Below are 14475 nucleotides of genomic sequence, written 5' to 3' on the forward strand. Positions count from 1 at the left end.
AAAGATTTTTCTAAAATTAGTGAAAATATCTAATATGATACAAATTGTTCAATGAAATGTCTTTAATTGTGATATTTATTCACGAACTGCAGGAAAGAGTAGAACATCCTGCAGTGTCATCATAATTAGGAGGTCTTTTGGTTGAGAACTCTGGGAAAAGCTCATGGTAAGGAGACTTTAGTGCTTCTGTGAGTTTATCCAGCATTTCTATCTTACCCTGATTAATCTCTTCAATGCATTCGTAAAGAAGATAATTTCTGAGTGTAAATTTTGGATTGTTTTTTTTCATTATGTTTAATGATTCTTTTCTTGAAATTGTATTTAAACTTAGTCTGGATTCGTACTTTTTGATAAAGTCTTTTAGTTTTCCTGCTTTTTCTTCATTCAGAATAGTGTAAGAAGTGTCTTTAAAATGTTCCTGAATATCAGTGTCTGATGTTATCTTTTCCAATTGATTAAAAAATAAAGTATAGTCCAGCTGTAATTCCTGCATTAGGCCTTGCCAGTTGGTAAAGAAGTCTTCGTCGGCTTTTAATAAACTGTCAAATCCAAATTTTCTGCCAAGCATTGTGTCATGGGCCTCCCAGAAATAGGTACCATATTTATTCAGGGTCTCTTCTAAAAATTTTTCATCTTTAATCAGCGGATGAAGAGCATTGGCGAGTTGCCAAAGGTTCCATTGTGAAATCTGTCCCTGCTTTCCAAAGGCATATCTTCTGCCTGGAAGGTCTGTTGTATTGGGAGTGAAGTTCAGATCATACTCATCCATCATAGAATACGGCCCATAATCAATGGTAAGACCAAGGACGGACATGTTATCCGTATTCATTACGCCGTGTACAAAACCAACTCTGAACCATTCCACCATAAGATTTGCCGTGCGGGTACATATGTTCTCGAAAAAGTCTTTATACTTCTGAGTATCGGATGATGTTATTTCCGGATAGTAATTTTCAATCGTAAAATCAGCAAGTTCTTGTAGGCTGTTATATTCTCTTTGGGAAGACATCAGTTCAAAATGACCAAAACGGAGAAAGCTTTCAGCTGTTCTTATCACAACGGCTCCTTTTTCAAACTGAGGATTTCCGCTATACATAATGTCACGAATAACATTTTCTCCTGTAAAAGCTAAGCTAAGAGCTCTTGTTGTAGGAACTCCTAAATGATGCATCGCTTCACTCATGAGGTATTCTCTTACTGAAGATCTGAGTACGGCCCTTCCATCTGCGTGTCTGGAATAAGGAGTTGCTCCGGCTCCCTTCCATTGTATTTCGGTTTTCTTCCCTGCATCATTGATGATTTCCCCGGCGAGAATTGCTCTGCCGTCTCCAAGCTGCCCTGCCCAGTTTCCGAACTGATGTCCTGCGTAGGCTGTTGCATAGGTCTGAACATTTTCAGGAAGGTGATTTCCCACGAGAAAATCAAGGTCTTTATCTTCGTATTTTCCCAGTCCTATTTCTTCGGAAAGAGCTTCATTAAAAGCGATCAGTTTAGGATGATCAAAGCCGGCAGGTTTAACGGTGGCAAATAAAACCTTCGGAGTATTTCTCTGCATAGTGTTGTTAGAAAAATCTCCGGGAAATTCCTTAATAAAAGGTTGTCTGATACGTTCGATATTCATAGATCAAAGGTAGACATTATAAAAGAAAAGACCTTCCAAATTATTGAAAGGTCTTGTGTATTTCTAAAAGAGAATTTATTTATTAAAATCTACTTCATCATTGGAGTGGAGATTTTCGTTGATGTTGTCCTCTTTCTTTTCTGTAGGTTTCTTAGGGGTAGGATCTGAAGGTCTTGGATTCTTGATCTCATCAATTGTTTGAAGACTTCCGTCATCTCCGTATCCGCCACTTAATCCTTTAAGGTTTGAACAGCCATCTTTCCAGTCTGAAGGTTTTACAAACTTATCATCAGGGGTTATTCCTAAACTCTTGTCTGCCCATACCTTCTTCATAAAGATAGCCCAGATTGGGAGTGCCATTCTCGCACCCTGTCCTTCTCCTGTACCGAAGAAGTGGGTCGCTCTGTCTTCCCATCCAACCCATGCTCCGGTTGCCAGTTTTGGTGTGATTCCCATAAACCATCCGTCAGAGTTGTTCTGTGTAGTACCTGTTTTAGCTGCTATTTCTACCGCTTTAGAGATTCCTCTTCTTCCAAGTTCACCGGAAGCGGTTCCGTATTGTGCTACACCTTTCATCAGTTCAATCATGGTGTAAGCATACATTGGGTTCATTACTTCCTTAGGCTCTACATTTACTTCCTTGATTACTCTTCCGTTGGCATCTTCAATTCTCCAGATCATTTCCGGTTTGTTGTGGTTACCATAGTTGGCAAAAGTACTGTAGGCACCAAGCATTTCATAAATTGTAATATCTGATGAACCTAATGCGATGGTGTTGTTTCTAGGAATGTCTTCTGTTACTCCCAGATCTCTTGCTGTTTGAATAACGGCATCTACGCCTGTCATTTCAATAAGTCTTGCCGCAACGGGGTTTTGAGAGTTTGCCAATGCATCTTTTAAAGTAAGCATTCCTCCTCTTCCTGGTACATGCCATCCGTTATGGTCGTATGTTCCGTTAGAAACAGTAGAACAAGGCGTCATTCCCAGTTTCATAATAGCAGTTGCATATACGAAAGGTTTGAAGGTAGATCCTACCTGTCTCTTACCTTGCTTGATGTGGTCGTACTGGAAGTGCTGCCAGTCTATACCTCCTACCCAAGCTTTGATCTCTCCGGTTCCCGGAACCATAGACATTAAACCTGCCTGTGCAATTTGCTTGTGGTATCTGATAGAATCCCATGGAGACATTTCAACTTCTTCCTCACCGTTCCAAGTAAATCTTGAAGTTTTGATCGGTTTATGGAATTCCATTAAGATAGAGTCTTCAGAAACTCCTGCAGCTTTCAATTGTTTGTAACGGCCGGTTCTTTTCATTGCCTGTGTCATTACATCATTGATTTGCTTATTGGTAAGATAGTAGAAAGGTCTGTTGCTTCTTCCTCTCTGTTCTGCGTCAAATCTTTTTTGAAGATCCGTTAAGTGTTCTTTGATTGCATCCTCAGCATATTTCTGCATTTTGGAATCAAGAGTAACATATATTTTTAAACCGTCTTTGTATAAGTTAAGTTTCTTGCCGGTTTCTTTTTCATTGGCCTCAAGATATTTATCGATCTCTTTTCTTAAATAAAACTTGTAATAAGCAGAGTAATCATCATTGATATTTTTGATTGGATGATAATCTAATGTAATAGGTGTAGCAGCTGCTTTATCAAACGTAGCCTGATCTATATAACCTGTTTTTAGCATTTGATCCAAAACAACGTCTCTTCTTGTTTTTGCTCTTTCCGGATTTCTCATCGGGTTATTTTTAACCGGATTTTCAAGCATGGCAACAAACATTGTTGCTTCAGGTAGAGTAAGCTCAGATGTTTTTTTATTAAAGTATATCTTGGAAGCCATTTCAATACCGTTTGCGTTGTATAGGAAGTCAAACTTATTGAAATACAGTGTTACAATTTCTTCTTTTGTATATCTCTTTTCAAGACTTACAGCCACAACCCATTCTTTAAGCTTTTGAAAAACAGCTTTAATTTTATTGTCAGCTCTTTTTCCCGTAAAGAGTAATTTTGCCAACTGTTGGGTAATAGTAGATCCACCACCACGGCCACCACCAAATACTACAGCTCTGGCGACAGATTGTAGGTCGATTCCTGAATGTTCCTTAAAGCGTTCATCTTCTTTAGCTTGTAATGCATAAACTAAAAAAGGAGGCAGGTCTTTATAAGCAATAGGTTGGGTTTTCTCTTTTTCGAACTTACCCAAAAGCTTGCCATCTGAAGAATAGATTTCTGATGCCACATAAATATCCGGGTTTTCAAGTTCTTTTACATCTGGCATTTCCCCAAGAAAACCTTGAGAAACGGCAAAGAAAAGTCCTGAAATCCCCAAAACGACCGCAATGAATCCAATCCAGATAAATGAAACCCATTTTCTCCAGGAGGTGTTTTTCTTTTTTTTGGGAGGTAAAGGAAATGTTTTTCCCCTATTTTCCGCGTTTTTTTTGTTCTGTTCCATTATTGATGGTTACGGTTTCTATTTTTACTCCAATATCTTCAATTCCAGGAAGGTTGTCATTTCTCATGGCCTGTAGAAGGCTTATTTCATACTTACCTTTCTCTGGGAATGTGTAATTTAATTTATACTGAAACAATGTTTCCTTCGTGTCACCAAAACCTGTACCAAGCCACTCTCCGTTAGGTTTTGCCAATACATAATTCAATGTATCGGTTTCCTTTTTCTTGTTCTGAAGATTGGTGAAATTGACAATAAACCTTATATTGCTGTAAGGATAATTGTTGTTGTTTCTTACGACAAATATAATATTTTTAGGATTTTGCGGGTCTGCTATTTCAAGATTAAATTTTTGTTCACTTTTCTTATTCCACTTGTTGTTAACGGAATTCATGATGACTTCTCCTCCCGAGGAAGAGTTGCAGCTAAAGAAAAGGATAAGGGAAAATAATCCTAAAATATTACGCATTTTTATCTTTTTTTGGAGGATATTTCTTTTTAAATTTTTTCTTGTTCGGGTTACTCTGAGGGTTTTTTTCAGCATCAGAACCAGCATTCGTTTTTTCTGCAGCAACTTTCTGCTGCGGATGTTGTTTTTGCTGTTTAGGCTGATTTCCGGAATGGGCATTAGGATTATCAGATTTTTCAGGCCTTTCTTGTCTTTCCGGTCTGCTTTTCTTTGGTCCCTGTCCCTGTCCTTGTCCTTGTTGTTGGTTGTTCGGGTTGGGCTTATTCTGATTGTTTCTGTTTCTGTTCCCTCTGTTTTTCTTTTCGAAACGGTCCACATTATTTTCCTGGATCAGGTCAATGCTTTGCTGTGGGGAATCAGGTTGCTTCAGATCTTCAAGAGGAAGTGTTCTTTCTCCTCTCTTGTTCTTGGCAATCAGTTTTTTAACAAGATCGATATCAAAATCGTACCAAGCAATAGAACTGTCAACGTAAGCAAACCACATTTTCTTTTTGAAAACGTCAATCTTAATACAGAATGCCTTTCCTTTTTCTGTTTCTAAAGTAGTTGAAGAAGAAGGGAAGTCGCTTAGCGCATCCAGATAACTGTCCAGTTCATAGTTGAGGCAACATTTTAGTTTACCGCACTGTCCTGCCAGTTTTTGTGGGTTGATACTCAGCTGCTGGTATCTTGCTACGTTGGTATTTACCGATCTGAAGTCTGTAAGCCATGTTGAACAGCAAAGCTCACGTCCACAAGATCCAATTCCTCCTACTTTGGCAGCTTCCTGTCTGAAACCGATCTGCTTCATATCGATTTTCGTTCTGAAAGCACCAGCGTAATCTTTAATTAACTGTCTGAAATCCACTCTGTTTTCTGCTGTGTAGTAGAAGGTGATCTTTGATGCATCTCCCTGATATTCCACATCAGTAACCTTCATTTCAAGACCAATTCTTTGAGCGATTTTTCTTGCTTCAAGCTTTACTCCGTCCTCTTTTTTTCTTACTTCCTGCCATACCTCAAGGTCTTTTGGATTGGCCTGTCTATATATTTTAAGGGCAGATTCTTCAGAAAATTTCTTCTTTTTCATCTGAATCTTTACTAATTCTCCCGTAAGGCTTACTACGCCTACATCGTGTCCCGGACTAGATTCTACTGTAATTACACTACCTATATGTAAAGGAATGTTGTTAACATTCTTATAAAACGATTTCCTGTCATTTTTAAACCTAACTTCTACAAAATCACACCTGTTTGGTGCCGGATTGTTGATGTTAGAAAGCCAGTCAAAAACACTTAATTTATAACTATTCCCGCAGGTATTTACATTTTCACAGCCATTTGCGGTTTTTTTAGGACCACAAGAATGTGCAGAATCGCCGGATGTTTTACATCCACAACTCATATTACTATTATTTATAATCTTGCAAATTTATGTATTTTTATCTTTATGCAATTCTAAAATACTTAAATAACCTGAATTCAGGATAAAACATTTCTGTATTTCGTATAATAGACTGTTAATCAGTTGTTAATTGTGTTGTTGGGTTTTGTAGCCTTTAAGAGGAGGATAATATTTATTAATTTTATTAAACAATTGATAAAATTTAACACTTTACTAATTCTCACTCTTTGTAATCCCTTTTTTAATCCGAATTGATTTTGTTAAACAAGTGTTTAATATTAAACACTTGTATTAATTGATTTTTTCTGTTTATTTAAATATTTAATATTGTTTATTTTATGGTATATTTTCCCTTAGGTATTATTTTAAACATAGTTTTCTTTAGGTATATTGTTTAAAATATTGGCAAATGTTAACAGAGGTATTCAAAATAATTTTATATTTGGGTTATATAATAATAGTCTATGAAAAAAATATTAGTATCAACTGCTTTATTAGCTGGTGTTCTATCTTACGCAGGAGGCTTCAGGGTTTCTCTGCAAGGGGTAAAACAATTGGCAATGGCGCATACTAGTGCTCATGCCGAAGATGCGAGTGTGACATTCTTTAACCCTGCGGGTATGTCATTTATCCCTTCTAAGCTGAGTATAGCGGCTGGAGGGTTTGGTGCAAGTAATAAAATTACTTTTCAAAATCTGAATACTTTAAACAGTACATCAACGGATAACCCACTGGGAACTCCTTTCTATGCTGCGGTTACTTATAGACCAATAGAAAAATTAACTGTAGGTCTTAGTGTAACAACACCTTTTGGAAGCACAATCCAATGGCCAGAAAACTGGGAAGGCAAAGAAATGGTTCAGAAATTAGAACTGAAAAGTTTCTATTTCCAGCCTATGGTTTCCGTAAAGTTGGCTCCATGGTTAGCTTTTGGAGCAAGCTACATCTATGCAAGAGGTATTGTAGACTGGGATAAAGGAGTAACTCAATTCGGAGGACAGGTTAATATTAAAGATACAAAAGCAAGTGGTCATGGATATGGGTTCGGTTTCTATTTCAGACCTGATCCAAAATTAGATGTGAGTATTGCTTACCGCTCACCGGTAGATATGAAAGCTAAAAATGGAACGGCTTCATTCCAGTTTCCTTCACAGGCAATTTACTCTCAGCTAAAATTAAATGCAGCAGGTCAGGATGGCTTCTCTGCAACACTTCCGCTTGTTGAAGAATATACCATCGGTTTGACATATAAATTCACTCCGAAATGGCAGGTTTCTGCTGACTTCAACTATCACGGATGGGAAAGATACAGCAAGCTTGTATTGGATTTCCAGAATGCTCCTATCGGAAATCAGGCAGATCCAACAGTTCTTGTAAGTCCTAAAAACTTCAGAAATAGTAAAACATTCAGATTGGGAACTCAATATGCATTTACCAATATGATCTATGGACGTTTAGGAGCCTATTATGATGAGTCTCCTTACAGTAATGAAAACTTTATTCCTGAAACGCCTTCATTTGATACTTTTGTCGTTACGGGTGGGGTAGGATTTAAACTGAAAAAGTTTGGAGTTGATATTGCGGGAGGTTATGCAATGCCTAAATACAGAGATGTAAATAATGCTGCCCTAGGATTTTACGGACAGGCGAAAGCGAGAGCATTCTACTTTGGCCTAGGTGTATCTTATAACCCTTTTTAATTGAAAGACTATGAAAAAAATTATAATATCAACAATTGCTGTTTCTGCACTTCTTTTTACTGTAACAAGCTGTAAAACAGATTTCGATACTGACGTAAAAGATATTCCGGTAACCAAAGGGGAAGCAGACTTTACAACATATGTTGCACTGGGAAATTCCCTTACTTCAGGATATCGTGACGGAGCATTATATAGCAGTGGACAAAATGAATCTTATCCAAGCATGATTGCTGGACAAATGAAATTAGCCGGAGGAGGAGCTTTTAAGCAGCCTTTAATGCCTAATGATATAGGAGGATTTACGGGTATTCCTGGTTTCTCAGGAAAACTGACGCTTCAGCTGGTTAATGGATCTTTAACTCCGGTTCCAAGCAGTCCTGCTGCGGCTTTAGATGATGTTTCTGCAGGCAGACCTTATCAGAATATGGGAGTGCCGGGAGCTAAATCATATCATTTGCTTGCCCCAAACTATGGTGACAAGGCAGGTATTTCATTAGGAACAGCTAATCCTTACTTTGCGAGATTTGCATCTTCAGCAACAGCGAGTGTTATAGATGATGTTAAAATTCAGAAACCAACATTCTTCTCCCTTTGGATTGGAAATAACGACGTATTGTTATATGCAACCAATGGTGGCACAAACTCTCAGACCGTAGGAACAACAACAACTTATACTACAGCTACAGTACAGACAGGAAATATGAATCCTGCTACCTATAAGATGAATGATATTTCGGATCCGACAGTAGTAGCGGGTTCTATTAAAGGAATTCTTGATAATCTTAAAAGTGTAGGAACAACAAAAGGAGTTATTGCCAATATTCCTTATGTGACTTCTGTTCCTTACTTTACAACAGTGCCATACAATCCTTTGACACCAGCTTTATTAGGGGCTAATCTGACAACTCTTAATACAAGTTTATATGGGCCATTGAAGCAGGCACTTACTGCTTTTGGCGCAGGAGATAGAATTAATTTACTTTCTTCTACTGCTTCAAATCCTGTATTAATAAAAGATGTTGCTCTAACAGATCTTTCCGCTCAGCTTACTGCTGCCTTGACTCCGTCTTTGGGCTTAGCAACTGCTACTGCTTTTGGACAAATCTTCGGGCAGGCAAGACAGGCTACGAAAGATGATTACATCCTTTTGACCTCAAGTTCTTTAATTGGGACTAATGCCCCAAATATTCCTGCACCGGTAAATGTTTACGGAATTTCTTATCCGTTGCAGAACCAACATGTGCTTACAAAAACAGAAGCAGGATATGTGAAAACGGCAATAGATGCTTATAATGGTTCTATAAAATCACTTGCAGACGCGTATGGATTGGCATTCGTAGATGCTAATGCCAAAATGGTTGAGCTGAACGGACAGTCAGGAATTTTGTTTGATGGCGTAAAATACACAGCCAAGTTCGTTACAGGAGGAGCTTTCTCTCTTGATGGAGTTCACCTTACAGGACGTGGATATGGTATTGTTGCTAATGAATTTATTAAATCAATCAATGCTAAATACAAATCTACACTTCCGCAGGTAGATCCTAACAAATATTCAGGAGTTAAATTCCCTTAATAATTGATAAAATAAAAACTTAGAAACCACAGGAGTAAATCTTGTGGTTTTTTTTTAAATTTGCAAAATCTTTTAAAAAGTAAAAATGGCCGATCAGTTAAGTTATTTATTTTGTACAAGAACCAGCAGGGACTTGGCAGAGAAAATTGCCCAGAATTATGGGAAAGAATTAGGAAAAATCAACTTTCAGGAGTTCAGCGACGGGGAATTTGAACCTGTTTTGGATGAATCTGTAAGAGGAGGAAGAGTTTTCCTAATCGGATCTACGTTCCCTCCTGCAGACAATCTTTTAGAACTTCTTCTAATGATTGATGCAGCAAAAAGAGCTTCTGCAAAGAGCATTACCGTTGTAATTCCTTACTTCGGACTTGCCAGACAGGACAGAAAAGACAAACCAAGAGCGCCGATCGGTGCTAAACTTGTTGCTAACCTTCTTACAGCAGCAGGAGCAACAAGAATCATGACAATGGATCTTCATGCAGATCAAATTCAAGGATTCTTTGAAATTCCGGTTGATCACCTTTATGCTTCTTCTATTTTTGTAGATTATATCAGATCTTTAAATCTTGATAACCTTACTATTGCTTCTCCGGATATGGGAGGTGCAAAAAGAGCAAAAAATTACGCCGGTCACATTGGTGCTGAAGTTGTAATTGCTTACAAGGAGAGAAAAAAAGCAAATGTTGTAGAAGAAATGTTCCTTATCGGAGATGTAACTGGTAAAAATGTAATCCTTATTGATGATATGATTGATACTGCAGGTACACTTTGTAAAGCTGCAGATATCCTTATTGAAAAAGGAGCAAAAACCGTAAGAGCGATGGCAACTCATGGAGTACTTTCAGGAAAGGCTTATGAGAATATTGAGAACTCAAAACTTTTGGAAGTTATTGTAACTGACTCAATTCCTGTTAAAAATAATTTGTCATCTAAAATAAAAGTGCTATCTTGCGCCCCGTTATTTGCGGATGTTATGACAATGGTTCATGAGCACAAATCAATTAGCAGCAAGTTTGTTATTTAATTGATTTTTAGTCGTTTGCGAATTAATATTAAGAACAATTTTTTAAATTTTTATAAATGAAATCTATTACAATTCAAGGTACAAAAAGAGAAAGCGTGGGCAAAAAGTCTACAAAAGCTTTACGTGATGCTGAATTAGTTCCTTGTGTTGTTTATGGAGGTGAAACACCTTTAAACTTCTCTGCTGAAGAGAAAGCTTTCAAAGGATTAGTTTACACTCCTGAAGCACACACGGTATCTATTGAGGTTGACGGAAAAACAATTCCAGCTGTTCTTCAGGATATTCAGTTTCACCCAATTACTGACAAAATTCTTCACATTGACTTCTATCAGTTATCTGATGACAAGCCAGTTGTGATGGAAGTTCCAGTAAGAATTACAGGACGTTCAAAAGGTGTTGTAGCTGGTGGTGTTTTACGTCAGTCTTTCAGAAAGTTAAAAGTAAAAGCTATTCCTGCTAACTTACCTGACGAAATCGTTGTTGACGTTACTCCATTGAGAATCGGAAACAAACTTTATGTAGGAGGAATCAAGACAGAAGGATATTCTTTCGTACACCCTGACAATGCAGTTGTTGTAGCTGTTAAGATGTCTAGAAATGCAATGAAAGGTGGTGCAGCAATGGAAGATGATGAAGATGAAGAAGAAGTTGCAACTGAAGAAGGTGCAGCTCCAGAAGCAGCAGAATCTGCAGCAGAATAAGAATTACTTATTTAAAAATATCAAAACCCGTCATTTTTTGGCGGGTTTTTTTATGGAAAAAAACAGGACTTAATCTGTTGAATTGCAGATCCCGACTGTGCTTTTCCCAGTATTTTATTGATCATCAACTTTCTTTACCCTTTACAATCGAATATTTCTATCAACAGAGAGGGATCACCTTCCTTCCTAATGCTTCCTTTCAGAAAAAAAGCCGTAAATTTGAAGTGTTCTAAATAAGAACGTTTTAATTTAAAAAATAAATAAATGTTTGACATTCAGGAAATAAGAAGCCAGTTTTCTATATTGGACAGAGAAGTGAATGGTAAGCCTTTGGTTTACCTGGATAATGCAGCCACGTCGCAAAAGCCAAATTCGGTTTTAGAAGTCTGTCACGCATATTATACAGAGCTTAATGCCAATGTTCACAGAGGAATTCATACATTAAGCCAGTTAGCAACAGAAGAAATGGAGCTTTCAAGAAAAAAGATCCAGAAATTCATCAATGCTGAACATGATTTTGAAGTTATTTTTACAAAAGGAACAACAGAAGGGTTGAACCTTATTGCTTATATTTTAACACAGAAACTGCAAAAAGATGATGAGATCATTATCTCTTATCTGGAACACCATTCCAATATCGTTCCATGGCAGATGCTTTGTGAAAGAACCGGAGCCAAACTTCGCGTTATCCCTATTGATGAGAACGGGATCCTTCAACTGGATCAGTTTGATCAGTTTTTAAGCGAAAAAACAAAAGTCGTTTCTGTAAATCAGGTTTCCAATGCATTGGGGATTGTTAATCCTATTGATGAGATTATTGCAAAAACAAGAAAAAATACTGATGCTTATGTTGTGATAGACGGAGCTCAGTCTGCACCTCATTTCAATATAGATGTACAGAAAATGGATTGTGATTTCTTTGTTTTTTCAGGCCATAAAATGTATGCACCAATGGGAACAGGTATTCTATATGGAAAACGTGAAATACTTGAAGCGTTGCCTCCTTTCCATGGTGGAGGAGAGATGATCGCAACCTGTTCTTTTGAAGGGACAACTTATGCAGGGCTTCCTTTTAAATATGAAGCAGGAACACCCAATGTAGGAGGGAATATTGCTTTAGGAGCTGCCATAGATTTCATGAATGCAGTGGGACATCAAAATATTCAGAATCATGAAAATGCTCTTTTGGAATATGCACAAAGACAATTGCTGGAAATTGAAGGGATTAAAATTTATGGTGAGAAAGCCAATAGAACCGGAGTGGTTTCTTTCAATCTTGAAGGAGTAGGTATTGCTTCGGATGTAGGGATGATCCTGGATAAATTAGGGATTGCTGTAAGAACGGGGCACCATTGTACCCAGCCTATCATGAATTTCTTTAATATTGCAGGAACGGTGAGAGCCAGCTTTGCGGTGTATAATACTTTCGAAGAGATTGATGCATTGGTAGAAGGAGTTAAGAAAGCTCAGAGAATGTTAAGTTAATCAATAACGATACTTATTATATAAATTGAAAAGCAGCTTTATCGCTGCTTTTTTTATTAATCCATTGGAATACAATAGCATCGGCCGTTGATGATAACCTGGTAGTATCCAAGAGCACATTCCAGGCAGATTTCTCCTCCTGCTACAATGGTTTTCAATTTTTCTTTGCTTAGTTTTTTCATAATAATGATTTAAGGTGTTAATAATCAAAGATAAAGAAATAAATATAAGATTGCTGGAAAAGTTAACGGAAAAAGCCTTGTTAATTGATAACAAGGCTTGTCTATTTTTAAAAGAAAAGATCTTATAAATTTGGTTTCCAGTCAACTACTGCTCTGATGAAAGCTTCTGCATTCTCTACAGGGACATTCGGTAAAATTCCATGTCCTAGATTGGCAATATATCTGTCTTTTCCAAAGCGGTTGATCATCTCATTCACCATTTTCTTTATTGTTTCAGGAGTTGAGTGCAATCTTGCAGGATCGAAGTTCCCCTGTAGCGTCATGGTGTGATTGGTTAATGCTCTTGCGAATTCTGGTTTAATGGTCCAGTCAACTCCTAGAGCAGAGGCTTTAGACATTGTCATATCTTCCAATGCAAACCAGCATCCTTTTCCAAATACCACTACGTGAGTAAGAGGGCTCAATGCTTCAACAATCTGGTTGATGTACTGCCATGAGAATTCCTGATAATCTGTTGGAGAAAGCATTCCTCCCCAAGAATCAAATACCTGCACGGCAGAAACTCCTTTTTCTACTTTTCTCTTTAAATAAGAAATCGTAGTATCAGTGATTTTCTGTAATAATAAATGAGCTGCTTCAGGCTGTTGGAAACAGAAAGATTTTGCTATATCAAATGCCTTACTTCCTTTTCCTTCTACGCAATAGCATAAGATCGTCCATGGTGAACCTGCAAAACCAATCAATGGAATATCATTGTCCAGTTTCTGAAGAGTCAGTTCAATAGCATCAAAAACGTAGCCTAAAGTATCATTCACATCCGGAGTTTCAATGTTTTGAACCTGTTCCATTGTTCTGATAGGAGTATCCAGCCAAGGGCCTACAGATTCTTTCATTTTGAAATCGATCCCCATTGCCTGTGGAACTACCAAGATATCAGAAAACAGAATCGCAGCATCCAACGGAAATCTACGGATTGGCTGTAAGGTAATTTCAGCAGCAAGTTCAGGAGTCTGACATCTTGTGAAGAAATCATACTGGTCTCTTAAAGCAATGAATTCCGGCAGATATCTTCCAGCCTGCCTCATCATCCAGACAGGAGGTCTTTCAACGGTTTCTCCGCGAAGTGCTTTTAAATATAGGTCGTTTTTAATCATAATCTATTTAAACTAATATTACCGTTTCTATCGGTAAAAGATATTCTACATTGGACTTCCGATTTCTTTTTTTAATAACTCAAATATGGAAGTCAGCGTATTTCCTTCGGATGTAAAAATTTTTTCCTGAGTATAATTTCTCAACTCGGAAGAAGTGGTTTCCCCAATCGAAAAAAGCTTCATATTATCCAAAGAATTTCGCCTTGCAAAACTACGAACTCCGCTCGGACTAAAAAATACTGCAGCATGATATTTTTCAGGTATTAAAGGGTTGATTTCCTCTGTATTATATATGGTAATCTTTTTATACTTTATGTTTTGTAAAGGTAAATCCTTGTCCAGAACATTGATGGCCAGGTTGCCGCAGAAATGAAGAAATTGCTCGTGCTGGCAGTTTCCGATAATAAACCTGGAAAGCGTTTCTGCATTTTTCAAAACCTTAAAAGTTCCGAAACCAAATTTTCTCAACGCTCTTTTCGTTTTTTCTCCTACACAGTAAATCTTATTATAATTTTTAGCCGTAAAATTTTCATTGGGCTTAAATCTATTTTTGAAAAAAGCCGCCACACCATTTACGCTGGTAAAAATCAGGGAATAATTTTTCAGCTCAAAAGGGCTGATCAGAATAGGTTTGGTCTTAATTACCTCAACACAGTCAACCAGAATATCCTCTCCTAATTCTTTGGATATAATGTTTTGGTCTATATTTTTGGTAAATAAGATTTTCATGT

12 protein-coding genes are annotated in these 14475 nt (G+C 37.4%); 5 read left to right on the forward strand and 7 right to left on the reverse strand.

Annotated features, from left to right (window positions below; genetic code table 11):
• Positions 1-79: 79 nt before the first annotated feature.
• From ACQ76T_RS14665 to ACQ76T_RS14680, 4 genes are all read right to left on the reverse strand, one after another.
• On the reverse strand, positions 80-1621 hold the full coding sequence (locus ACQ76T_RS14665) for a protein adenylyltransferase SelO (protein ID WP_431344042.1): 1542 nt from the start codon (positions 1619-1621) through the stop codon (positions 80-82).
• 75 nt (positions 1622-1696) lie between these two features.
• Positions 1697-4075, reverse strand: a complete 2379-nt coding sequence (locus ACQ76T_RS14670; protein WP_431344043.1) for a transglycosylase domain-containing protein — start codon at positions 4073-4075, stop codon at positions 1697-1699.
• The gene (locus tag ACQ76T_RS14675; RefSeq protein ID WP_431344044.1) at positions 4044-4541 is read right to left on the reverse strand and encodes a gliding motility lipoprotein GldH; all 498 of its coding nucleotides are present in this window, start codon (positions 4539-4541) and stop codon (positions 4044-4046) included. Before ACQ76T_RS14675 ends, ACQ76T_RS14670 begins: the two co-directional genes overlap by 32 nt.
• Positions 4534-5925, reverse strand: coding sequence for a PSP1 domain-containing protein (locus ACQ76T_RS14680; protein WP_431344045.1), 1392 nt, complete (start codon positions 5923-5925; stop codon positions 4534-4536). Before ACQ76T_RS14680 ends, ACQ76T_RS14675 begins: the two co-directional genes overlap by 8 nt.
• Before the next feature lie 464 nt (positions 5926-6389).
• Here ACQ76T_RS14680 and ACQ76T_RS14685 point away from each other — a divergent pair, with 464 nt between their 5' ends.
• The 5 genes from ACQ76T_RS14685 to ACQ76T_RS14705 all read left to right on the forward strand — a co-directional run bounded on the left by ACQ76T_RS14685 (position 6390) and on the right by ACQ76T_RS14705 (position 12408).
• Positions 6390-7625: an OmpP1/FadL family transporter gene (locus ACQ76T_RS14685; RefSeq protein ID WP_431344046.1), complete on the forward strand. Its 1236-nt coding sequence runs from the start codon at positions 6390-6392 to the stop codon at positions 7623-7625.
• Positions 7626-7635: 10 nt separating this feature from the next.
• Positions 7636-9198, forward strand: a complete 1563-nt coding sequence (locus tag ACQ76T_RS14690) for a G-D-S-L family lipolytic protein (RefSeq protein WP_431344047.1) — start codon at positions 7636-7638, stop codon at positions 9196-9198.
• Positions 9199-9283: 85 nt separating this feature from the next.
• Positions 9284-10222 carry a ribose-phosphate pyrophosphokinase gene (locus ACQ76T_RS14695; protein WP_431344048.1) on the forward strand — a complete coding sequence of 313 codons (939 nt, stop codon included), beginning with the start codon at positions 9284-9286 and terminating at the stop codon, positions 10220-10222.
• 56 nt (positions 10223-10278) lie between these two features.
• Positions 10279-10923, forward strand: coding sequence for a 50S ribosomal protein L25/general stress protein Ctc (locus ACQ76T_RS14700; RefSeq protein ID WP_431344049.1), 645 nt, complete (start codon positions 10279-10281; stop codon positions 10921-10923).
• Between the two features lie 264 nt (positions 10924-11187).
• The gene (locus tag ACQ76T_RS14705; protein ID WP_431344050.1) at positions 11188-12408 is read left to right on the forward strand and encodes an aminotransferase class V-fold PLP-dependent enzyme; all 1221 of its coding nucleotides are present in this window, start codon (positions 11188-11190) and stop codon (positions 12406-12408) included.
• Positions 12409-12464: 56 nt separating this feature from the next.
• Here the strand turns inward: ACQ76T_RS14705 and ACQ76T_RS14710 are convergent, their stop codons facing one another.
• From ACQ76T_RS14710 to ACQ76T_RS14720, 3 genes are all read right to left on the reverse strand, one after another.
• The gene (locus ACQ76T_RS14710; RefSeq protein WP_431344051.1) at positions 12465-12590 is read right to left on the reverse strand and encodes a GNAT family acetyltransferase; all 126 of its coding nucleotides are present in this window, start codon (positions 12588-12590) and stop codon (positions 12465-12467) included.
• 122 nt (positions 12591-12712) lie between these two features.
• On the reverse strand, positions 12713-13744 hold the full coding sequence (gene hemE / locus ACQ76T_RS14715; RefSeq protein WP_431344052.1) for a uroporphyrinogen decarboxylase: 1032 nt from the start codon (positions 13742-13744) through the stop codon (positions 12713-12715).
• A gap of 45 nt (positions 13745-13789) precedes the next feature.
• Positions 13790-14473 carry a uroporphyrinogen-III synthase gene (locus ACQ76T_RS14720; RefSeq protein WP_431344053.1) on the reverse strand — a complete coding sequence of 228 codons (684 nt, stop codon included), beginning with the start codon at positions 14471-14473 and terminating at the stop codon, positions 13790-13792.
• Positions 14474-14475: the final 2 nt, after the last annotated feature.

Source organism: Chryseobacterium sp. JK1 (genome assembly GCF_050632815.1).
In the GTDB taxonomy this organism is placed as follows: Bacteria; Bacteroidota; Bacteroidia; order Flavobacteriales; family Weeksellaceae; genus Chryseobacterium.